The organism is Ferrimonas aestuarii, assembly GCF_005116665.1.
Lineage (GTDB): Bacteria > Pseudomonadota > Gammaproteobacteria > Enterobacterales > Shewanellaceae > Ferrimonas > Ferrimonas aestuarii.
Genome location: NZ_SWCJ01000001.1, coordinates 300,321 through 321,922, shown reverse-complemented (window position 1 = coordinate 321,922; position 21,602 = coordinate 300,321). Strand labels below are relative to the sequence as shown.

17 protein-coding genes are annotated in these 21,602 nt (G+C 53.1%); 4 read left to right on the top strand and 13 right to left on the bottom strand.

Going from position 1 to position 21,602, the window contains the following annotated elements; all coding sequences use genetic code 11:
• Positions 1-139 precede the first annotated feature (139 nt).
• The 5 genes from cysQ to cysD all read right to left on the bottom strand — a co-directional run bounded on the left by cysQ (position 140) and on the right by cysD (position 5,693).
• Positions 140-916 (bottom strand): 3'(2'),5'-bisphosphate nucleotidase CysQ, encoded by a 777-nt coding sequence (gene cysQ / locus FCL42_RS01525; protein ID WP_229359748.1) that lies wholly within the window; start codon positions 914-916, stop codon positions 140-142.
• Positions 906-1,508 (bottom strand): adenylyl-sulfate kinase, encoded by a 603-nt coding sequence (cysC, locus tag FCL42_RS01520; protein WP_136861601.1) that lies wholly within the window; start codon positions 1,506-1,508, stop codon positions 906-908. The genes cysQ and cysC overlap by 11 nt, the downstream gene beginning before the upstream one ends.
• 8 nt (positions 1,509-1,516) lie before the next feature.
• Complete coding sequence (locus FCL42_RS01515) at positions 1,517-3,241, bottom strand: SLC13 family permease (RefSeq protein WP_136861600.1); 1,725 nt, start codon at positions 3,239-3,241, stop codon at positions 1,517-1,519.
• Complete coding sequence (cysN, locus tag FCL42_RS01510) at positions 3,241-4,719, bottom strand: sulfate adenylyltransferase subunit CysN (RefSeq protein ID WP_136861599.1); 1,479 nt, start codon at positions 4,717-4,719, stop codon at positions 3,241-3,243. The genes FCL42_RS01515 and cysN overlap by 1 nt, the downstream gene beginning before the upstream one ends.
• A 62-nt stretch (positions 4,720-4,781) precedes the next feature.
• Entirely contained in the window at positions 4,782-5,693 is a 912-nt protein-coding gene (gene cysD / locus FCL42_RS01505) for a sulfate adenylyltransferase subunit CysD (RefSeq protein ID WP_136861598.1), read from the bottom strand.
• 258 nt (positions 5,694-5,951) lie between these two features.
• Between cysD and FCL42_RS01500 the strand changes: the two genes are divergently transcribed.
• Both FCL42_RS01500 and FCL42_RS01495 read left to right on the top strand, forming a co-directional pair.
• Positions 5,952-7,610, top strand: coding sequence for a response regulator (locus tag FCL42_RS01500; protein ID WP_136861597.1), 1,659 nt, complete (start codon positions 5,952-5,954; stop codon positions 7,608-7,610).
• A gap of 102 nt (positions 7,611-7,712) precedes the next feature.
• Complete coding sequence (locus tag FCL42_RS01495; RefSeq protein WP_136861596.1) at positions 7,713-10,940, top strand: DEAD/DEAH box helicase; 3,228 nt, start codon at positions 7,713-7,715, stop codon at positions 10,938-10,940.
• Between the two features lie 49 nt (positions 10,941-10,989).
• Here FCL42_RS01495 and sohB read toward each other — a convergent pair whose 3' ends face one another.
• The 3 genes from sohB to FCL42_RS01480 all read right to left on the bottom strand — a co-directional run bounded on the left by sohB (position 10,990) and on the right by FCL42_RS01480 (position 15,039).
• Positions 10,990-12,027, bottom strand: coding sequence for a protease SohB (gene sohB / locus FCL42_RS01490; RefSeq protein ID WP_136861595.1), 1,038 nt, complete (start codon positions 12,025-12,027; stop codon positions 10,990-10,992).
• Positions 12,028-12,134: 107 nt separating this feature from the next.
• Entirely contained in the window at positions 12,135-12,374 is a 240-nt protein-coding gene (locus FCL42_RS01485; RefSeq protein WP_136861594.1) for a hypothetical protein, read from the bottom strand.
• 136 nt (positions 12,375-12,510) lie between these two features.
• Positions 12,511-15,039: a VolA/Pla-1 family phospholipase gene (locus FCL42_RS01480; RefSeq protein WP_136861593.1), complete on the bottom strand. Its 2,529-nt coding sequence runs from the start codon at positions 15,037-15,039 to the stop codon at positions 12,511-12,513.
• Positions 15,040-15,351: 312 nt separating this feature from the next.
• Here FCL42_RS01480 and FCL42_RS01475 point away from each other — a divergent pair, with 312 nt between their 5' ends.
• On the top strand, positions 15,352-16,110 hold the full coding sequence (locus tag FCL42_RS01475; protein ID WP_136861592.1) for a YciK family oxidoreductase: 759 nt from the start codon (positions 15,352-15,354) through the stop codon (positions 16,108-16,110).
• Between the two features lie 77 nt (positions 16,111-16,187).
• Here the strand turns inward: FCL42_RS01475 and rluB are convergent, their stop codons facing one another.
• The 5 genes from rluB to rnm form a co-directional block, all read right to left on the bottom strand.
• Positions 16,188-17,057: a 23S rRNA pseudouridine(2605) synthase RluB gene (rluB, locus tag FCL42_RS01470; protein WP_136861591.1), complete on the bottom strand. Its 870-nt coding sequence runs from the start codon at positions 17,055-17,057 to the stop codon at positions 16,188-16,190.
• A 12-nt stretch (positions 17,058-17,069) separates the two neighbouring features.
• Entirely contained in the window at positions 17,070-17,648 is a 579-nt protein-coding gene (scpB, locus tag FCL42_RS01465; protein WP_136861590.1) for an SMC-Scp complex subunit ScpB, read from the bottom strand.
• Complete coding sequence (locus FCL42_RS01460) at positions 17,645-18,448, bottom strand: segregation and condensation protein A (RefSeq protein WP_136861589.1); 804 nt, start codon at positions 18,446-18,448, stop codon at positions 17,645-17,647. The genes scpB and FCL42_RS01460 overlap by 4 nt, the downstream gene beginning before the upstream one ends.
• A gap of 209 nt (positions 18,449-18,657) precedes the next feature.
• Complete coding sequence (locus FCL42_RS01455; RefSeq protein ID WP_136861588.1) at positions 18,658-19,278, bottom strand: L-threonylcarbamoyladenylate synthase; 621 nt, start codon at positions 19,276-19,278, stop codon at positions 18,658-18,660.
• Positions 19,275-20,108, bottom strand: coding sequence for an RNase RNM (rnm, locus tag FCL42_RS01450; RefSeq protein ID WP_205729201.1), 834 nt, complete (start codon positions 20,106-20,108; stop codon positions 19,275-19,277). The genes FCL42_RS01455 and rnm overlap by 4 nt, the downstream gene beginning before the upstream one ends.
• Positions 20,109-20,588: 480 nt before the next feature.
• Between rnm and FCL42_RS01445 the strand changes: the two genes are divergently transcribed.
• Entirely contained in the window at positions 20,589-21,602 is a 1,014-nt protein-coding gene (locus tag FCL42_RS01445) for a bifunctional 3-deoxy-7-phosphoheptulonate synthase/chorismate mutase (protein ID WP_136861586.1), read from the top strand.

The window sequence follows — 21,602 nt, the reverse complement described above, 5'->3', positions numbered from 1 at the left end:
GGGAACCATTCTCAACCACGTCAGTCTGATGAAGGGTAACAAGTTTGAAATTGAATTTGTTTCATCATCATCTCCATTATTTGACCACCTCCCCTTTTTGAGGTGGTTTTTTTATGCCTATTGAAAATTAGCGGGTCGGTCACCCAATATCGCTACCCGAGGCAATAAAATGGGGATTAAGAATCGACGCTTTTTGGTTGTACGCCAACCGCTCGCCATCCAAAGTTAATACTTTACCGCCAGCTCCCTCCAATACGCCTTGAGCCGCGCCAATATCCCACTCACTGGTGGGTCCCAATCGTGGGTAGAGATCCGCCAGCCCTTCGGCAATGCGGCACAGCTTCAGCGAGCTTCCCACCGCCACGGCACGATGAGCGCCAAGCTGGTCAAGATAATCGGCCAATGCTTTGGAGGGGTGAGAGCGGCTGCACACCACCACAGGCTGCTCAGGTTTAGGTCGCGCCCTAAGCGTGGCCACTTCGTCGCCCTGTTTCCGCCAAGCGCCTAAAGAGCGGCCACCCCAATACAGGGTGCCCATTGCTGGGGCGCCCACCACACCAAACAGCGGATAACCGTCTTCAATCAGCGCCACATTCACCGTGAATTCACCATTCTCAGCAATGAACTCTTTGGTGCCATCAATGGGGTCGATTAACCAGTACCGTTTCCAATTACGCCGCGTGTGCCAATCGATGCTGGCCGACTCCTCCGACAGCACCGGCCATGGGCCAAGCTGCGGCAGCTGCTCCACCAGATAGGCGTGACTCACCAGATCCGCCTGAGTCAGAGGAGAGTCATCCGGTTTGTACTGAATTTGTGGATTGGCGTAAAACCCCATCGCGCGACGACCGGCCTCCTCAACCACCTCACCCACTGCGGCCATCAACGCCTGCCAATCTTGATTGCTACTGTTCATTGATGATCCCTTGCGCCACCAGATAAGTGATTATGGCGTCAACCGCCGCGGGGGTGTCAAGCTCATCGGTTTTGATATGAATCTCCGGCGTTTCCGGAGCTTCATAAGGAGAGTCGATGCCAGTAAAGTGAGGGATTTCGCCAGCTCTCGCCTTGGCATACAAGCCTTTAGGGTCTCGAGACTCACACACCGCTAGGGGCGCATCCACATACACCTCAATAAACTTGTCTTGGGGTAACAACTGACGAACCTGCTCACGATCCGCAATAAAGGGTGAGATAAACGCCGATAGGCACAGGGTGCCCGAAGACACAAACAGCTTGCCCACCTCACCGATACGTCGAATGTTTTCCACTCGGTCGTGATCGCTAAAACTCAGATCCTTATTCAGTCCCAAACGCACGTTATCGCCATCGAGCAGAAAGCTATGCACACCCAGGGTTACCAATCTCTGCTCTAAGGCATTGGCTAGGGTAGATTTGCCCGAGCCGCTTAATCCCGTAAACCAGATCAGTGCACTTCCGTGCCCCTTAAGCTTGGCCCGTTGGCCGTCGCTGACACTGTGATCATGCCAGGTTAAATTGGTACTCATTGCTCACCTCAAAACGGAAATACATAGGGAATCGCCCAGAGCACCGATGCACTGTACGCCAGTGACAATGGCAGCCCCATCTTGACGAAATCCCGCTTGCGATAGTTACCTAAGCTCATCACCATCAAGTGGGTTTGATAACTAAAGGGGCTAATAAAACTGGCGCTGGCACCATAGGCCACCGCCATCACAAAAGGCAGGGCGCTAACCCCGAAGGCGGAGGCCAGCCCCAGCGCCAACGGCAAGGCGAGCGCCGCAGCGGCGTTATTGGTCATCAGTTCGGTAAGCAGCAGGGAGATAAAGAACACCCCGACATAAGCCACCCAGACCCCTTCACCATTGAACAGCTGGTGTAGCCAATTTGACGCTAGAGTGGCCAAGCCCGATTGTGCCAAACTGTCTGCCATCGCCAGTGCCCCGGTGATGATCATCCAGATCTCAAACGGAAAACGGCTGCGAACCTCTGAGGCATTAAGTACCCCAAAACTCAGCATCACCAACAGCAACAACCCCAGTGACGCCGCTAAGTCCAGCATGCCTGCGGCGCTAAGGCCCAGAGCTGTTACAAAGCCGGCCACCGTCATCAGCTCCTGCCACAAAGACAGATTGGGTGACAATTCCGCATCTCCCACCACCACAAAATGGCGAGCTTGGGCGGTTAACCCTTTGGGGTCGGCACAGGAGAGCACCAACAGATCCCCCGCTTGCAGCGGTATTTGCCCCAGCTTTCCTGACAGCACTTGGCCACGGCGACGCATCGCCACCACCGCCGCACCAAAACGGGCGCGAAAATCGCTGGACTTGAGCGTCTGCCCAATGACGGTTGAGGTGGGACTCACCACCACCTCCGTTAAATTTCGCTGCAGCTCTCCACTGGAGTGGGCAAACAGAGTTAAGCCTTTAAATCGCTCAAGCAGTCCCACAGCACGAACGTCACCACAGAACACCAGCTTGTCACCGGCTTGAAGCTCAGTTTGGGGCGTCACCGGCGAGATAAGCTGCTCACCACGAACCACTTCCGCCAAATAGAGCCGCTCTAAGGAGCGCAGGCCATTGGCTTCGACACTGCGGCCGATGAGAGGGCTATTGGGTTCAATTTTGGCGTCAATAAAGTAGCTGTCAGGGGTTTCCTCTTCGACGCTGTGGATTGGCAAAGTGGGACTGACCAACAGCAGCACCACAAATCCGACCCCGCACGCCACTAACCCCACGGGGAGAAAATCAAACAGTGCCAACGGCGGCTGCCCAAGCTCAACCAGAAAGCTGTTCACAATCAGGTTGGTGGAGGTTCCCACCAGAGTCAGAGTCCCCCCTAAGATGGCGGCATAGGAGAGCGGCAGCAGCAGCCGTGACGGAGGCTGATCCCGATGACTACGAATGCGTCCCATCAGGGCTGCCACCACGGCGGTGTTGTTCAAAAACGCTGAGCTGACCATGGCACCGATGCTGGTGCGAGCCAGCGTTGCTAGATAGCCGCCTCGGAACAGCTTTAAGCTCAGCCAACTGAGCAGCCGAGTTTTCTCCATGCCCGCAGACACTAAGATCAGCAGCAGCAAGGATATCACCGCCGGATTTGCCGCCAGTTGCAGTAGGCGCTCCACCTCCAATTGGCCGAGAAGCACCAGCGCAAGACCGACGGCGCTGAACAGCATCACCGGTCTTAGGCGGGTAAAGGCAAGGCCAACGAATACCGATGCGGTCAGCACCAGCAGTTGGCCATGGACTAGGGTCATCACGCGCTGCCCGGCTTACCCTTAGAGATGATCGAGGTTAGCTCGGTAAGATCCTTTGCCTGCCAATGGGGGAAGTGTTTTCGAATCAGCCCATTGAGCTCCAATTCAAACTGAGAGAATGCCCCTTGTGGTGCGGTGTCCTGCTTGGCTTCAATGGCGGCCACCATCATCCCCGCAGCCACAGTGCCATTACTGATAGGGTCAATGAGGATAAAAGCCCCGGTTTGACGCAGCTGACGATAATCGTCGATGGGCAGCGGTCTGTCGGCTTCAAATTCCACCTCACCAATGCCATTAAGCGCCAAAACGTCGGTATCACTTTTGGACCAGGTGTGGATGTCATTCTGATGGTTGATGCCGCGAATGCGGACTCGATAACTGCCACTGGCCAGCTTAAGGCGGTATTCATCACCGGCTTTAAGCTCGGTTTCTGCCATCCACACGAGGTTGGCTTTGAAAGCCTGACTCAACGTTGGCGCCTGATCGGCAGCCACCAACCAGTCGCCTCGACTGAGATCGATCTCGGTGTCCAAAACCAAAGTAACCGCTTGCCCAGCCTGAGCCTGATTGAGCTGACCATCAAAGTTCTGAATGCCACTGACTTTTGCGGTTTTACCGGAGGGCAGTGCCAGTAGCTCATCGCCTACGCTTACCTGGCCGGAGGCGATGGTGCCAGCAAAGCCACGAAAATCTAAGTTAGGTCGCTGCACCAGCTGTACAGGGAAACGCAGCGGCTTCTCGGCATCGTTGCTATCAAGCTCAGCACTCTCTAGCAGAGACAACAGGGTGGTGCCATCATGCCAAGGTGTGTTTTCGCTGGCACTGGCGACATTGTCTCCCTCAAGGGCCGACAACGGCAGATAATCGATGCGCTCAAAGTCCAGTTTATCGGCCAGCACTTGGTAGTCACCGCGAATGGACTCAAATACTTCCTGAGAGTAACCCTTCAGATCCATCTTATTGATGGCCACCACTACCTGTTTGATCCCCAGTAGCGACACAATGAAGCTGTGGCGACGGGTCTGCTCTAGCACGCCATAGCGAGCATCCACCAGAATCACCGCCAGATCCGCCGTGGAGGCGCCGGTAGCCATGTTGCGAGTGTACTGCTCATGACCCGGAGTGTCGGCAATGATAAATTTGCGCTTGTCAGTGGAGAAGTAGCGATAGGCCACATCAATGGTGATCCCCTGCTCTCGCTCCGCTTGAAGGCCATCCACCAACAGCGCCAGATCGACCCGCTCCCCTTGAGTTCCGCTGCGACGGCTCTGTTCATTGACCGCTTGCAACTGGTCATCGTAAAGCGCTTGAGTGTCATGAAGCAATCGACCAATCAAGGTACTTTTGCCGTCATCGACACTGCCGCAGGTGATAAAACGCAGCAGCCCCTTATTTTCATGTTGCGACAGGTAATCGGCGACCCGTTGCTCAACGCTGCCCTGTGCACTTGGGCTAGAAAGTGCGGAAAGATATGACATGAGAGAATTCCTTGAATCTGGTTAAGCACCGCCACCATCACGGCGGCGCTTTAAGTTGTGACCTAGAAGTAGCCTTCGCGCTTCTTCTTCTCCATGGAGCCAGTGCTATCGCGGTCGATAACCCGCCCTTGGCGCTCTGAGGTGGTCGCCAGCAACATCTCTTCGATGATGCCCGGCAAGGTCTCGGCCTCAGACTCAATGGCTCCGGTCAACGGGTAACAACCCAGAGTTCGAAAACGCACGCTCTTCATCTGTGGCTGCTCGTGCTCCGCCAACGGCATTCGCTCGTCGTCCACCATGATCAGGCTGCCGTCTCGCTCAACCACAGGGCGCGGCTTAGCCAGATACAAGGGCACAATCTCAATTTTCTCTCGATAGATGTATTGCCAGATGTCCAGTTCAGTCCAGTTAGACAACGGGAACACTCGAATGCTTTCGCCGGGGTGAACCCGCGCGTTGTAGAGGTTCCACAGCTCTGGACGCTGGTTTTTCGGATCCCAACGGTGGTTAGCATCGCGGAATGAATACACTCGCTCTTTGGCGCGAGACGCCTCTTCATCACGTCGAGCACCACCAAAAGCCGCATCAAAACCATAGTGATCCAATGCCTGGCGCAGGCTTTGGGTCTTCATGATGTCGGTATGAAGGGCGCTGCCATGAACAAATGGACTGATATCCATCTCTAGGCCTTTGGGGTTCTTATGCACCAACAGATCTAGGTCGTACTCCTTTGCAATGCGATCTCGAAATTCAATCATCTCTTTGAATTTCCAGTTGGTATCTACATGCAATAGAGGGAAAGGTATCTTGCCCGGCGCAAACGCCTTACGGGCCAAATGGAGCAGAACCGAGGAGTCTTTACCAATGGAGTAAAGCATCACCGGCTTTTCAAACTCTGCTGCTACCTCTCGAAAAATGTGGATGCTTTCCGCTTCCAGTCGATCAAGATGGGTCAATGCCTGTGTATCGGACATCCTGAAGATCCTTGTGGATGAAATTTTCCATTAAGTGAACGCCAAACCTGAGTTCACAACAATTCAACTTCGGACTTTCATATAACCAAATGGAAGCTGGATTCATATTTAAATCCCATAAAGGAATAAGAAAAGGGGATTTTGCCAGCAAATTCTGAGCACTTTGCTATGCTTTTTTAAAGAAAATCAGTGATGAAATCTGCCAAAGGGATGCTTGGCAGCCCATATCTATAAATCTTGAGTTTTAGTGAGGCAAGGATGCTGGGAAAACTGAAGTACCTAATCATTGACGACTCCTCCTCATTCTTGGCGCTGGCCCGCTCCATTTTGGTTCAGGCTGGCATCAGTAATGATCGTATTACCGCCACCGCCGACAGCCACAAAGCCTTGCGATTGCTTCACCAGACCAAATACGACGTGGTGTTGTGCGACTACAACATGAACTGCAATATCGATGGTGGACTGATTCTTGATGAGGTTCGTCAGTTGCAGTTGCAAGCCGCAGATGGGGTATTCCTATGTGTCACCGGCGACAACACCCGAGATGTGGTGAATCATTTCATCGAGATGGAACCGGATGACTATTTGACCAAACCATTTCGATACATCGACTTCGTCAAACGCCTCACTAAAGTGGTGAAGCGCAAACAAGCGATGAAACCCATATTGCAGGCACTGGCTAAACGTCAGCACCAACAAGTGCTCGATATGATTCACGCTCCCTCCAACGAACTGAAACCCTACCGAGGTTACCTGAATCGAATCCACGGCGATTGCCTGCTCAGGCTACAAAAACACCAACAGGCCGTGGAATTTTTCCAACGTCAGAATCAAAAGCTTATCTGGCCAAAGCTGGGTTTAAGCCAAGCACTTCAGGGGCTTGGCCGTTTTGATGAAGCGGAGGTCATTCTGAAAACCCTGCTTAACAATCAACCGAACAACCCGCAAATCCATCGAGATCTGGCTACCTGCATCATGCTTAAAGAGGAGTACCCTCGAGCGCTGTCTCAATTTGAAGAACTCAATGAAATAAGCCCCGCTAACCCGCTACGACAAGTTGTGATCGCCAATCTCTGCAGCGTGTTAGGCCACTACGATCAGGCCGCGGTACAGTTTGAAAAATACGCCCTAAAAGTAAAAGGCTCACACCGTTACTCCCTGCAGCTGCATATTCACAGTTACCAATGCCTCATCTTTGCCGCGTTAAATGGTGGGGAGCCCCAGCAAAGACACCGCTTACTGACCCAAGCAAAAGAGCGTCTTCTGGCCTTAAGAAACCCGCTGGAACAACCTTTGGACAGCGAAAGTGAAGCCTGTTTTGCGGCAGCCAGTGCCCTTATCGCGCTGCTTGAAGGTAACATTGAGATCTGCTTTGCTCTGTGCAGCCGCCTGCAGCAAGCCCAACTTGCCAACCTCAATTTCTATACGCTGATCAACCTCTGCACCCTATTTGGAATCTGCGGCATGACCGAGGAGTTTCAACACTGCGTAAAACTGGCCTCCAACTGTTGCGAGAAAAATGACGATGATGACCTGCTGGTATCCCAGATAAAATTACTCAAGCATCGCCAACTGGAAGTTCAGCAGCGACTGAGCAGTGGCAGTACCTTAGCGGAATCCTGCCTCACCCAATACCAAGGGGGCCAGTTCGAATTGGCATTGAAACAGGGCATCGAAGCCTTTTTCTTGGTGCCCTTCCACCATCGCCTAAGCTTAGCCTTACTCGAGCTGCTGGCGCTCAAACTAGAAACGTCCCACGAACCCAATCAACTTCAAGCAATTGCCAAGTCCGCACTCTGGGTTTACCTCAATGATTCTAGGCCCGATGTGGATCAAAAGCGTAAAGCAAAAGCGCTTTACCAGCAGATCATTGAGCAGGTCGACAACGACTCAAACGTCGTCTGCCAGGCAGGCTAAGCATTGCCAAATCAGTGAGGGTTAACACGCAATTGTCCTTAGCTTTCAATCTGGGCAGTGGTATGATGGCGGATTGCGTTTTATAGACTCGGCGTTATCACCATGCTTCTGTTTCGTCAGCAAGATATTGAGCGAAATTTTGACTCCGCCACCTTTGCCCGTGGCCAAAAATACTTCGAACAAGAGATGGTGCTGAGTGCCGAACTCGGCCCTGGTGGACTCTCCGTTCACGGCACCACATTAGGCCGTGGTGATAACCAATACGACACCAGTATTGAGATCAAAAAACAGGGTAAATTCATTAAGCTAGAGAGCTTTTGTCACTGCCCAGTAGCGACCCAGTGCAAACACGCCGTCGCCCTGCTATTGACCCTATTGGATCAGCATCACGGTCACAAAGACCGATACCAAGCATGGCTAGGACACTTCCAAGATATTCATCCTCCCAAGCCGACGCCGGAGCCGGAGCCTTCCCCATTAGAAGGGCGGTTTCGTCTGAGTAAAAACCCCAGCAGCGACGCCGACATCACCGAGTCCATTGTGGTTGAAGTGGGCAACTGTCGCCGCTTGAAGCGGGGTGGCTATAGTAAGTTCACGCCAAAACAGCTGTTTAACGTATCTGGTCACTTTGGTGACGGTTGGGCTAATGACGAAGTGGTCACCTGCAGTCGACTCTTGTTGGCCAGCCGCGACAACTCATGGTCTCGATTTGCCCACCTGCACAGTGAGCTGGATCTGCTCAGCTTTAAACGCCTGCTCAGCGCGGAAATGGTGTTCTGGGACAAGCCGAATAACACCCTCACGCTTTCCGACCCCCAAAGCCTGCACTTTCGCTGGGAGCGAGAGGGGGAGGAATATCAGCTTCAAGGCCAACTAGCCTCAGGCAATGACTATGTACTGCTGCCCTTTGAGCAGCCCTGGTACCTAGACCGAACACTGTTTACCACCGGGCCACTGCAAACCGACTTAACGCGGGAAGTGCTCTACTATCTCAGCCGCTTGCCTGCACTGCCTCAAGAGCAGGCCCAGCATTTTGGCGACAACATCGCCCTGCAATTTGACGATGCCATCTTGCCGCACCCTATCCAGGTCAGCTATCACAAGATAGAGGCATCACTGACGCCGGTGCTCACCCTGCGCCCCAGTGACGAAGGCATTCAGAGCTACTTCCACCTAGCTTATGGAGAGTTGGCTCTGCCGGAGTCGGTAATCGAACGGCCTCAGCAGCAGCGCTTCAATCAAGATGGCAACCATCTGCAGGTAGAGCGCCAGCCTGAACAAGAGCAGGCCGCTGTCGAGCTTTATCAGCAGCTGAATTTGTCTCCCTTTGACCACCATGGTGAATTTGCACCACAGGTGGCCACCGCCGCGTACCTAAAGCTAGCGACCGCTGCCACCGATCTAGCGTACTGGCAAAAACTCCTCAGCCAGCATCAGGCGGCGATGATAAATCAAGGCTGGCAACTGAATATCGACCCGAGCTTGCCCCTACTTCCCCATGAAATCCCAGCCTTTGATCTGGTGGTGGAAGAGCAGGACAACTGGTTCAATTTGGGCCTATCGGTAGAAATTGACGACACCCAAGTGGAGCTGTTGCCACTGCTTCTGACTTGGTTGAACCAAAACAGTGACTGGCGTGGAAATGACAGTCCCATTTTGCTGCACCGTGATGGCGCCATGCCTCTGCGCATCGCTAACCGCACCATCCGCCCGGTGTTGGCGGTGCTCGAGGAGCTGGCCAATGTGGATGGCGATAAGGTGCGCCTGCCCAGCCATCAAGCGGCCATGCTTGAGCAACTGCCCCACACCGGACGCTGGATTGGAGGGGAAAAGCTCAAGCAATTAGCCCATAAACTAAACCATTTCAGTGGCATCGAAACCGTAGAGCCACCGGAAAGCCTGATGGCCACACTGCGCCCCTACCAAGGGCAAGGTCTAGATTGGCTGGCATTTTTACACCAATACGGTTTTGGCGGTATTTTGGCGGACGACATGGGGCTGGGGAAGACCATCCAAACCCTAGCGCACTTGCTCAGACTCAAAGCCAACCAGCAACTGACCGGACCTGCCCTACTGGTGTGCCCCACTAGCCTCATCAGTAACTGGCGCAGTGAAGCTCATAAATTCTCCCCAAGCCTTAACGTGATGGTGCTCCACGGTCAGGACCGTCACCGCTATTTCGAACAGTTGCCGCAACAGGACTTGGTGATCACCACCTACGGCCTCGTGGCGCGTGATATTGAACTGCTGCAACAGCAGCAATTTAGTCTGGCCATTTTGGACGAAGCTCAAGCGATCAAGACCCCATCGGCCAAAGTCAGCAAGGCGGTAAAACAGCTCAATGCTGGCCAGCGGTTATGCCTCACCGGCACGCCCATGGAAAACCACCTAGGTGAGCTGTGGTCGTTGTTTGATTTTGTGATGCCAGGATTTTTAGGCAGCGAAGGTCAATTTAGCCGCTACTATCGCAAGCCCATTGAGAAAGAAGGTAACTTTGAGCTCAAGCGCGAGCTGTTGGGACGCATCGCCCCATTCCTATTGCGCCGCACCAAAGCCGAAGTGGCTCAAGAGCTGCCTGCGAAAACCGAGATGGTGCAAACCATCCCATTGCCGCCTCAACAGCGTATGCTCTATGAGAGTGTGCGTGTGGCCATGGAGGCTAAGGTTCGCGAACTGTTGGCCAACAAAGGGATGGCCAAAAGCCAAATTGAGTTTTTGGATGCCCTGCTCAAATTACGCCAGATCTGCTGCGACCCACAACTGGTGAAGCTGGAGCAAGCCAGTGCCGTTCAGGAGTCCGCCAAATTGGATTTCCTGATGGAGATGCTGCCGTCCATGTTGGAGGAGGGCCGCCGAGTGCTGATCTTCTCTCAATTCACCCAGATGCTCAGCCTTATTGAAAGTCGCCTGGAAGCCGAAGGGTTAGCGTTCACTAAATTGACTGGCCAGACCCGCAAACGGGATGAGGTCATTGAGCGTTTTCAATCTGGAGAGGTGCCCATCTTCCTGATCTCCCTAAAAGCCGGTGGCGTTGGCCTTAACCTGACTCAAGCAGATACGGTGATTCACTATGACCCATGGTGGAACCCGGCCGCCGAAAATCAGGCAACGGATCGAGCCTATCGTATCGGTCAAGATAAGCCGGTATTTGTCTACAAGCTTATCTGTGAGCAGACCATTGAAGAGCGGGTGATGGAGCTGCAACTGCAGAAGCAGACATTGGCTGACAGCATCTACGATAAGGACCGCGACAGCCTGAGTAAGAGCCTTAGTGGCGATCAGCTGCTTAGCCTGTTTGAGCAGCATCCCATCGACTCAGAACCAAGTTAAGCAACAAAAAAATGGCCCTCAACTGAGGGCCATTTTTCATTGCAAAGGGTTAGGAAAGTCGGCTGTTCTGATTTAGCTCAGCCAACTTTGTTGATACCGACTCCAGCAGCTCACTGCTGCCCTTACTAAGGCGAGAAGCCAAATTCTTCTTGATGCTGTATTCCAGCTTCAGTACTTGCTTGTCCTTCGCTTTGTTCATCAACCAATCATCTGACGTGCTCAGTCTATCAATCAAGCCTAACTCAAGCGCCTGCGTGCCAAACCAGTGCTCGCCGGTGGCCACTTTGCCCAGATCCAACTCTGGGCGATATTGAGCAATGAAATCCTTAAATAGGCCGTGAGTCTCCTCCAGCTCTTCACGAAACTTCTCGCGAGCGCTGTCGGTGTTTTCACCAAACATAGTCAGGGTACGCTTAAACTCACCGGCGGTGTGTTGTTCAAAATCGATATTGCCCTTCTTCAGCAACTTATTGAAGTTAGGCAACTGAGCAATCACACCAATGGAACCGATGATCGAGAACGGTGCCGCCACAATGTGGTTGGCCACACAAGCCATCATGTAACCACCACTGGCCGCAACCTTATCGACACTGATGGTCATGGGGATGCCCGCATCACGAATTCGAGCCAATTGGCTGGAGGCTAAGCCGTACGCATGCACCATGCCACCGCCACTCTCCAAGCGCACCAAAACTTCATCTTTATCGTTGGCAACGGTAAGCAGTGCGCTGATCTCTTCACGAAGACTGGCCACCTCCGCAGCATCAATCCCCGCTTTAAAATCCAGAACGAACACCCGGCTTTCCCGCTCGGCATCAACGCTCTCTTTTTCCTGCTTCTGTTTGGCTTTATCGTCTTTTTTAAGTTGTTTTTCTTTCGCCTTCAACTGAGCCTTAGTCAACAGCTCATGTTCTAGGTGTTCTTGGTAATCATTAAACTGTTCAGACAGATCGGTTACCTTAAGTTCACCTTTGCCCGGCCTCTGGGAACGGTTCGCTTGAGCCACAATCACCGCCACGGCAATGATGGCGATCACTATGGTCACCGCTTTGGCCAGAAACAGGCCATATTCAAATAAAAACTCCAAAATCCACTCCCTATTTGTGTTTGCTCGGTATTCTACCCCCAATTAGAGTGGAGAAAAAAGCAAAGCGCCCGTGTCACAGAGCCAGGCGCTTAAATAATAAAGACAAGTTATTTCACATGCTCATCAAATACCGCTTGAGCCGCATCGGTCAGTGAAAAGTTGTCTCTGATGTAGTTCAGTGTCGCGACCTCCACGTCAGTCATGCCTCGACCATCGTTGGCAGAGTTAATCAAATCCATTGCCTCATCTTTTGATATCCGTCCTTCACCTCGCCCTGTGGTGTGGGCATTCGCCAGATCAAGCAGCTCTTTTTCCAATCGAACACCATCAATATGCACGTAAGCCATAACGAAATCCTCAAGTCACAATGCACCCTCAGAGATAGAGTGCGATCTTCAACTTAGTTCAAATCTTGAATTAAGGTTGGCGTCATCAACGAAAAAGCCCGCCATCAAGGCGGGCTTAATTAACGTGCTTTAGCGATTATTCGCAGCTTTTCAATACCAAAGGACCGATATCTTCGCTAACGCTAATCGCAGCGCCATTGGATGCTGCAAACGCGGCAACCTGAGTTTGCATCTCAGCGGTAGCCAGCGCCGCGCTCATGCCATCGGTCACGCCTGGAATTTCAGACGGATTCAGCAACGAGCTGTGATGACCTTTGGTGAAGCGAACCGCACCACTGACGCCATCGGCAGCCATGGTTGAACTAGAAACACAGCCTAAACCGATGCTGGCGATCAGCGGCTCAGTACCGGAAAGCGGAGCGCCTTCAACGGTATTTGGCAGAACCTGATCCGGCAGGTTGGTATCACCATCTCCCACGACTTCAATCAGATGCACATTTGAACCGGTCGCAGCCAGGGCAGCGCCATGGTTTACTGGGTCAATAGAGTCAACCTGTGTCTGAATGGAGAACAGCAGCGGTGGAATCACATCGCTCTCAACCACAGCGACGAACGCCGCGTACTCAGGAGTTTGCTTAAAGGCTTCAAACTCAGGCGTACCCACAGCAGGAAGCTCAACACCTTGAGTTTCCGCCACGACCACAACCAGATTGTCGATCAGCAGTGGACGGAAGCTTGGGCTGCCCGCGAATACGCCAGCCAAACCACCCGCAGGTGCAACCAAGGAGCTGGCTTGCAGCGTAAATGGATTCATCTCTGCAGGCACACCGTCAATCGGCATGTTAGCGTGAGTGGTAAAGTCAGTGCCCACAATGGCACCCAAGCTCAAGCCTTGCATGGTCATTTGCGACAGATCAAAGCTTGGAGCACCACCGGCACCCACTTCCGCCATCACCATTCCTGCAACGGCGGCTTGCAGACCGAAGTGATCCACCACCGCTTGACGGAAGTTATCCCGTACCGTTAACCCACTGTCGATGTTGATAAACACCAGTGGACTGCCGTTAGCGTAGGCTGCACCGAAGCTCGGGTCGGTAGCACTGACTTCCAGTACACCATCGCCATTAAAGTCAAAGCCGCGCTGACCGTGCAGCGGCATATCAATGGCGATGGTAGCCAGACCTGCGGCACTCATGCTGCCAGAGTTAGCCAAAGTGCTCTCTTTGGTGGCACCAAGCCCGTGCAATGCGATGCTCAGCGGCCACCCCGTCATTGGCTTCTCAATGGTCATGCCCAGCGCCGCAAACTTAGCGGTATCTGGCATGGTCATGATAAAGGGCACAGTTTGATAGCCTTTAATTGCTGGCACAGGGTTGAAGCGGGTGATGTTTCGAGTCGGGTCACTCATGGTGCCGTCATCAAGATTGACCGTACAGCCTACCAGCAGTGCAGGGTTGGTCGTCACTTCCAGAGGGTCTTGGCCACAAGCAACCACTTGAGGAGAGAACTTCTCTAACGTGATGGTACCCGCTTGCAGAGACTGCAATACCGCCAATGGGCTATCCCCAAGCGCAGACCATGTGCTGTTGATGCTTGGATCAGCAGCCGTTGGCATTCTCAGATAGTACGGCAGGCTCAGCGCCCCTTGGAATACCATGGTGGCATCCAGTGCTGCGTAGGCGGCAAAACCTGGATTAGTCGGATCGGTCACCGGAGTCAGTTGCAGCAGTTGTGCTGCGGAGAAACCTGTGTAGGTTGGCGGTACCGTCATGCTAGGTTCAAACGGCGCATGGGCTGGATCAGGAGAGACAATCAGCTGTTTCACCGTTCCCACCGCATCAAATACCGATTGCGTCGAGAACACGCCCGTGTAGGTCAAGGTCTCAGGATCTACGCTGAATGCTTGGGCCAGTGTGCCCTGATAGTTGTTCACCAACGCCTGCAGATCACGGCTGCTGCCTTCGGGAAGCGGCTTAGTGCTGATATCAAACGCTAACTGTTTGTAGGTTTCTGAGGCATCGATGCTGCGACCTTCACTGTCTTGCAACAACGTGGTGGTGGCATACAGATAACCTGTTGTTGCCTTAAGTGGCTTAACCGGCACCACGGCGATGCTGTTGCCATTCACAGCAGTAACAAAGTCACCGTCTGGGCCCCAAGTCAGCTCTTTCACTGGCTTACAGATAGACAGTGACGGCGCCTCAGCACACTCAGAATCTGGAGACAGGGCTCCGCCAAGTACCACTTCAAACACGCGCACCGCACCAGGCTGGGCAACGCTAACAGCATCAATAGTGACGCCTTCATCCAAAGCAATGTCGAGGGTAATTGGTTGAGTGGTACTCCAGCCATCCAGTGCGCCTAGGGCGAGCTGGGGATCGCTGTAATCAAACTGAGCTGAGGCAGGGATGGTGCCCGCTTGCTTGGCCGCCACAAAGGCAGCTACGGCATCGGCTTCACCTGGAATCTGAATGGTGCCATCTGGCGTTCCGAGAAACAGCAGATCGTTTGGCAGTGGCAGGACGCCAGCGCCAGGATCAAATGTTACTCGCGAAGACGGCTTAATCTCCGGCGCTTTGTTCTGCGCCTCATCACTACTATCTCCACTACACCCGGCCAATACCAAGGCGCTTAGGACGGCGGTGGTTACCAGCTGTCGTCTCATTTTCTCTCCCCAATCCTTGTTGTGACTCACGAACCTCCAAGGCATAAAAGGTGGATTCTCCATCTCGCGAGCGCTTGTTTTGTTTTCCATATCTATTTTGGTCACAATAGGGGCATATTGACTGTAACGTAGCGCCAATAGGCCAATTGCGACCTTAACCAAAGTAACGCAAAAATCCTGTATTAGCTACATTTTTGCAACCAATCGGTACAAGCCGGTGACATCCGAAGCAAGCGTTCGTTTTAAACACTCGTTTCCTGCCCCGACACAAAACCGTTTAGCGTGCAATATGATTAAGGAAGACGTTTTAAGATGTTGGATTACAAACCAAACAAAGAAGAGCTCCAGGGCAAGGTTATTCTGGTTACTGGCGCAGGGAGCGGCATTGGTCGCCAAGCGGCTTTGAGCTACGCCTCTCTAGGGGCCACCGTAATCTTACTGGGTAAAACCGTCGAGAAACTGGAAGCGGTTTACGACGAAATTGAAGCCGCCGGCGGCCCGCAGCCAGCCATCATCCCTCTGGATATGAAAGGCGCCACAGAGACCAACTATCAAGACATGGCAGACACCATTGAAGGTCAGTTTGGCCGCCTCGATGGCCTGCTGAACAACGCCAGCATGCTGGGCAGCTTAACGCCGCTAGAGCACGTCTCAGTGGAGACCTTTAATGAGGTAATGCAGATCAACCTGCAAGCTCAGTTCATGCTCACCAAAGCCGTTCTGCCTCTGATGAAAACCAGCGCCAACGAGCATGGTGATGCCAGCATCATCTTCACCTCATCCGGTGTGGGCCGAAAAGGCCGAGCTTTCTGGGGCCCTTACGCCATCTCCAAGTTTGCCACTGAAGGCATGATGGAGGTGTGGGCCGATGAACTGGAACAGACCAAGGTTCGAGTCAACTGCATCAACCCTGGCGGCACTCGCACCCCAATGCGTGCACTGGCCTACCCTGCGGAAAATCCGCAAACGTTGAAAACCCCAGAAGAGATTATGCCGCTGTACCTGTACCTGATGAGCAGTGACAGCAAGCACACTACGGGTCAAAGCCTAGACGCTCAGCCGAAGCGATAAGCCTTCGATAACAAAGCGATATAGATACAAAAACGGCTCCCTAGGGAGCCGTTTTTCCGTCTGCGCTATCGCACTTTTTAGCGCTTAGGCCCTTTGGCCTTGCGGTGCTGGTGCTTGTTAACCGCGCGACGAATTTTGCCAGTCTTAATCTTCTTCTGGCGACGGGCGGTTTGCTTGTCTTTATCCAACAAGGTACGGCCCTCAGGCTTAAGGTCCACCAAACGACGCAGGTAGTTCACCTGATCCAAAGGCAGCTCCATCCAACCACCACGAGGTAAGCCTTTTGGTAGAGTAATGTCACCGTAACGAACTCGCATCAGGCGAGACACCTGCATGCCCTGGCTTTCCCACAAACGACGAACCTCACGGTTACGACCTTCGCTCAGTACCGCATGGTACCAATGGTTCAGGCCCTCACCACCAGCCGCAATCAAGCGTTTAAACTTGGCTTCGCCATCTTCTAGCTGCACACCCATACGCAGCGCCTGCAGGTTTTGCTCGGTCACATCACCAAATACACGCACGGCATATTCACGCTCAACTTCGCGGGATGGATGCATCAAACGGTTAGCCAACTCACCGTCGGTGGTGAACAGCAGCAGACCGGATGTGTTAATGTCCAGACGACCTACCGCTACCCAGCGGCTACCACGAATTTTTGGCAAACGGTCAAAAACGGTGGGACGCCCCTGAGGATCGGTGCGAGTACACAGCTCACCCTCAGGCTTGTAGTAAGCCAGGATACGACATACCACGTCGTTCTCTGTTTGAATGGATACCGGGTGGCCATCAATGCGCACCTTGATATCTGCGGTTAAATCGATGCGGTCACCCAAACTGGCAACGGCACCGTTAACACTCACTCGTCCAGCCTGAATAACGGCTTCCATCTCACGACGGGAGCCGTGGCCAGCACGAGCCAACACCTTCTGTAGCTTTTCGCTCATCAAATCTCTTCTTTAATGTACAGGCTCTATCGCGGCGGTTCCGGCCAACAAGGCATCGATGGCATCCTCATCAGACAGACTCGGTAACTGCGACAGAGACTCTAGGCAAAAATAATCCAGAAACGCGGCGGTAGTGCCATAGAGGGCGGGCCGTCCCGGCACCTCCTTATGTCCTACTACCTTTACCCAGTCGCGCTCCAATAGGGTGCGGATGATGTTTGAACTCACCGCCACCCCGCGAATTTTCTCAATCTGACCTCGAGTCACTGGCTGCCGATAGGCGATCAGTGCCAAGGTCTCCAGCAGCGCCCTCGAATACCGAGGCGCTCGCTCCTGCCATAAGGCCGACAGAGGCTCGCTGAGATCCGGGTTGGTTTGAAACCGATACCCAGAGGCCACTTTTTCCAAGTGTACACCACGGCCAGCGTAATCCGCCTGCAGTTGGTCCAACACTTCGTTGATGCGCCCCAAACTCACCTGATAATTGGCCAGTACACTTTGGCGCAGGCCTTTGGCCGTCATCGGCCCATCGGCCACAAAGAGTGCGGCTTCTATCAGTTGTTTGAGCTGAATCTCATTGATTCGGTTCATGCTCTGGCCCTCACATGAATCACACCTAATTGCTTAAGCTGCTGAATCTCGACCAAGCCCTCTTTCGACAACTCTAAAATGGCCAAGAAGGTCACCACCACGCCAGCCCTTCCCTCTTCGAAGTCAAACAGTTCAACGAACGGGGTAAAGGTGTCTGTAGTTAACTGTGCCAACACCAAGCTCATGCGCTCCCGGGTGGAGAGCACCTCTTTAGAAACCTGATGCTGCTCAAACAGCTCGGCCTTAGCCGCTATCTGCCTCAAAGCGGACACCAGCTCATCGAGGCTCACCTCAGGAGGCAAAACCCTTGGCACCAAGTCCGCAGCTCTGCCCGCTTTGGCCACCCAGGTTTCACGCTCAACCCGTGGCAGGTCATCCAGCTGCTCTGCTGCGCCTTTGAGTACTTCATAGGCTTGCAGCTGCTTAATCAGAGTTAGGCGAGGATCTTCCTCCTCCCCCTCTTCCAGCTCAGGTTTCGGAAGCAGCAACCGAGATTTAATCTCCGCTAGGGTTGCCGCCATCACCAAGTATTCGCCTGCCAGCTCCATCTGCAGCTGATCCATAACGGCGATGTAGTTCATATACTGTTTGGTGATCTCAAACACTGGCAGGTCAACGATGTCCAGCTTGTGTTTTCGAATCAGGTAGAGCAGAAGATCCAGCGGTCCCTCAAATGACTCTAAAATCACCTCCAGCGCTTCCGGGGGGATATAGAGATCCGCAGGCAACTCCATTACCGGCTCGCCGCGAACGACAGCCAAAGGCAAAGGGGGTTGAACGGTTAGAGGGGCCTGACTCATTGGCTCTCACGCATTGAGGTTAATCACATCAATATCGTATAAATGGTTATTACCATTCACATTGACCATCTCGATGCCTACCTACTTGAGGGCAATTTCCCCTCACAATGGCGACCAAGATACTCAGCGGGCGCCATTATAGAGAGTTCCCAGCAAAATCGCTAACTTGATGCCCATTTGAGTGCCTTTTAGAGACAAACCCAAAGGGTTTACAAAAACGGCGCTGGATCGCCACTGCCTTCACGAAGCACTTCCACCGCATCATCACTCATGTCGACCACCGTGGTTGGGTTCTCACCCAGATAGCCACCATGGATAATGAGGTCTACCTGATGCTCCAAGCGATCGCGAATCTCTTCAGGATCCGACTCGGTCAATTCACTGCCGGGCAGGATCAAACTGCTGGACATCAGTGGTTCACCTAAGGCTTCCAGTAGCGCCAAAGCAATGGCGTTATCTGGGATGCGAATGCCGATGGTTTTGCGCTTTTCATTAAGCAAGCGGCGAGGCACCTCTTTGGTGCCCTTGAAGATAAAGGTGTAGGCCCCAGGGGTATTATTCTTCAACAAACGGTAGGCCTGATTGTCCACCTTAGCGTAGAGCGACAGCTCAGACAGGTCTCGACACACCAGAGTAAAGTTGTGATCGGACTTAATTTGTCGAATCCGGCAGATGGTATCCAGCGCCTTCTTATTACCCAGCAAGCAGCCGATGGCATAGCCAGAATCGGTAGGATACACCGCCACGCCACCATTACGAATGATGGCCACAGCCTGATTAATCAGCCTCGCCTGAGGCGTTTCAGGGTGCACATAGAATAATTGACTCATTCAACCTCCAGACCAAGACGCTGCCACACGCCGGGAATCTCAGGCAGATGCAGATGCCTTCCCAGCTCAATCCAGCGCCCTGGCGTATGAAAATCGCTGCCGACCGAAGCCAACAACTGATATTGTTCACAAAGCGTTTGCAAAAACGCTCTTTCATGAGGGGCCTGCTGACACAGCACCACCTCCATGGCATCGCCGCCCACCTCACTAAATAGGGTGATCAATTTGCGAAGCCATTTGTTCGATAGTCGGTAACGTGCAGGATGCGCGAGCACTGCAATGCCGCCGGCTTGATGAATGTGTGCCACCGCCGTTTCAATATCGCACCAATTATTTGGCACGTAACCGGCGTTACCTTTGCCCAGATACTTATCGAATGCCGCCTGCTGGGTATTCACTAAACCTCGGTCTAACAATACTTTAGCAAAATGGCCTCGGCCTACTGCGGCAGCGCCCGCCTTTTGACAAGCCGCCTCATACACCCCTTCGATGCCTCGTTTTGCCAATCGCGCACCGATCTCCTCAGCGCGAATCACCCGCTGCTGCCGCTGGCCTGCCAACAGCGTCTGCAGCGCTTGATTCTCGGTATCGATACCCAGTCCCACCACATGGATGTCAAAGCTGTGCCAACGGGTGGAGATCTCCACACCATTAATGAGAGTTAGGGGCTTATCTTTGGCCACCTCATGAGCCTCAGCCAACCCCGCGGTGGTGTCGTGGTCGGTAATTGCCAACACGTCCACTCCCTGATTGCAGGCGCGCAGCACCAGCTCCGTGGGAGTGAGATCCCCATCGGATGCTTTAGTGTGGGAGTGAAAATCAAACTTCATGGCAAACCTTAAGAAAAACGGGGCGCAGCTTAGCAATCCACTAAGCATCTGTGTGCTTATATTGTACGCCATATCTGCGCTGGGATGACACCGAGTTTTACCAAGTCTCAGAAAAGACAAAGGATTCAAAGCGAGATCGACTAAAAATCAACCTATAAAGTATGGCAGGGTCATAAGGCTAAAAACAGAAACTTAATCATTTTCTGCAAATATTCGGCTTTGCCGGTTGACACCTCCGACGCCATCAAGGTAAGGTCGCTGTAAACCACAGTTGTAAAGCTTTGAATACGGAAACCACTCAGAATGAAATCAGCCCAACACGCCGCAATGAACAACACCAATTGGTGGTGGCGCATCCCAAATAAGCGGGGTGTTCGTTGGCCTATGCCTGAGTAAAAATTCAAGCAAAAACCAGACACAGAAAACCCGCTAGGTACGCCCAGCGGGTTTTTTTATACCAAATTGCCGAGAACTTAAGCCATGATCTTTATTTTAAAACCACACGCCACCGAACAAGACGCCAAACAACTCCTCGACCAGATCGAAGCGGCGGGACTCAAGCCTCTTTACATGCCAGGGGTTGAGCGTACCGTTATTGGGGCCATTGGCGATGAGCGCGTACTGAATTCTTTACACTTGGATTTCCACCCGCTGGTGGATGAGGTCAAGCCAATCCTCTCCTCCTACAAACTGGTAAGTCGAGAGCTCTACCCAATCGATACCCGAGTTAAGATTGGCAACTTTGCCGTTGGCGGCGAAGCCTTCACTGTTATCGCTGGCCCTTGCGCCGTTGAAAGCCAACAGCAACTGGATGGCATCGCCGACTACCTCACCCAACATAAAGTCGCCGCCATCCGCGGTGGTGCCTACAAACCCCGCACCAGCCCATACAGCTTCCAAGGCTTAGGCGAAGAGGGGCTAAAAATTCTTAAAGCCACCAGCGAGCGCTCAGGCCTACCGACGGTATCCGAGATTGTTGATGCTAACGACGCCGAACTGATGGCACAGTACGTAGATTGCCTACAAATTGGCGCTCGCAACATGCAAAACTTCCGTCTGCTGGAAGCGGTCGGCAAGCTGCAAACCCCGGTACTGCTCAAGCGTGGCATGAGCGCCACCATCGAAGAGTTGCTACTAGCCGCCGAATACATCGTCAACGCCGGTAACCCCAATGTGATTCTGTGCGAGCGCGGCATCCGCACCTACGAGACCGCTACCCGCAACACGCTGGATCTGAACGCCGTCGCTTACCTTAAGCAAAAGACTCACTTACCGGTTCTAGTCGATCCGAGCCACGGCACCGGCGTTCGCGACTTGGTTATCCCTCTGTCTCGCGCTGCGGCTGCGGTGGGTGCCGACGGGATTATTGTTGAAACCCACACCAATCCAGCGCAAGCTCTGTCTGATGGACACCAGAATCTGGATCCACAACAGTTTGATGACTTGATGTCCTCCATGAAGCCCTTTGTGGAAGCCGCAGGAAGGAGCCTGTAA

What these genes read in the sequence shown, in the direction of transcription:
- FCL42_RS01445 (WP_136861586.1), top strand. Translation starts at nt 20,589, where the DNA reads ATGATCTTTATTTTAAAACCACACGCCACCGAACAAGACGCCAAACAA.
- FCL42_RS01455 (WP_136861588.1), bottom strand. Translation starts at nt 19,278, where the DNA reads ATGAGTCAATTATTCTATGTGCACCCTGAAACGCCTCAGGCGAGGCTG.
- cysN (WP_136861599.1), bottom strand. Translation starts at nt 4,719, where the DNA reads ATGTCATATCTTTCCGCACTTTCTAGCCCAAGTGCACAGGGCAGCGTT.
- scpB (WP_136861590.1), bottom strand. Translation starts at nt 17,648, where the DNA reads ATGAACCGAATCAATGAGATTCAGCTCAAACAACTGATAGAAGCCGCA.
- FCL42_RS01480 (WP_136861593.1), bottom strand. Translation starts at nt 15,039, where the DNA reads ATGAGACGACAGCTGGTAACCACCGCCGTCCTAAGCGCCTTGGTATTG.
- rluB (WP_136861591.1), bottom strand. Translation starts at nt 17,057, where the DNA reads ATGAGCGAAAAGCTACAGAAGGTGTTGGCTCGTGCTGGCCACGGCTCC.
- FCL42_RS01515 (WP_136861600.1), bottom strand. Translation starts at nt 3,241, where the DNA reads ATGACCCTAGTCCATGGCCAACTGCTGGTGCTGACCGCATCGGTATTC.
- cysD (WP_136861598.1), bottom strand. Translation starts at nt 5,693, where the DNA reads ATGTCCGATACACAGGCATTGACCCATCTTGATCGACTGGAAGCGGAA.
- FCL42_RS01460 (WP_136861589.1), bottom strand. Translation starts at nt 18,448, where the DNA reads ATGAGTCAGGCCCCTCTAACCGTTCAACCCCCTTTGCCTTTGGCTGTC.
- cysC (WP_136861601.1), bottom strand. Translation starts at nt 1,508, where the DNA reads ATGAGTACCAATTTAACCTGGCATGATCACAGTGTCAGCGACGGCCAA.
- FCL42_RS01485 (WP_136861594.1), bottom strand. Translation starts at nt 12,374, where the DNA reads ATGGCTTACGTGCATATTGATGGTGTTCGATTGGAAAAAGAGCTGCTT.
- FCL42_RS01495 (WP_136861596.1), top strand. Translation starts at nt 7,713, where the DNA reads ATGCTTCTGTTTCGTCAGCAAGATATTGAGCGAAATTTTGACTCCGCC.
- FCL42_RS01500 (WP_136861597.1), top strand. Translation starts at nt 5,952, where the DNA reads ATGCTGGGAAAACTGAAGTACCTAATCATTGACGACTCCTCCTCATTC.
- FCL42_RS01475 (WP_136861592.1), top strand. Translation starts at nt 15,352, where the DNA reads ATGTTGGATTACAAACCAAACAAAGAAGAGCTCCAGGGCAAGGTTATT.
- rnm (WP_205729201.1), bottom strand. Translation starts at nt 20,108, where the DNA reads ATGAAGTTTGATTTTCACTCCCACACTAAAGCATCCGATGGGGATCTC.
- cysQ (WP_229359748.1), bottom strand. Translation starts at nt 916, where the DNA reads ATGAACAGTAGCAATCAAGATTGGCAGGCGTTGATGGCCGCAGTGGGT.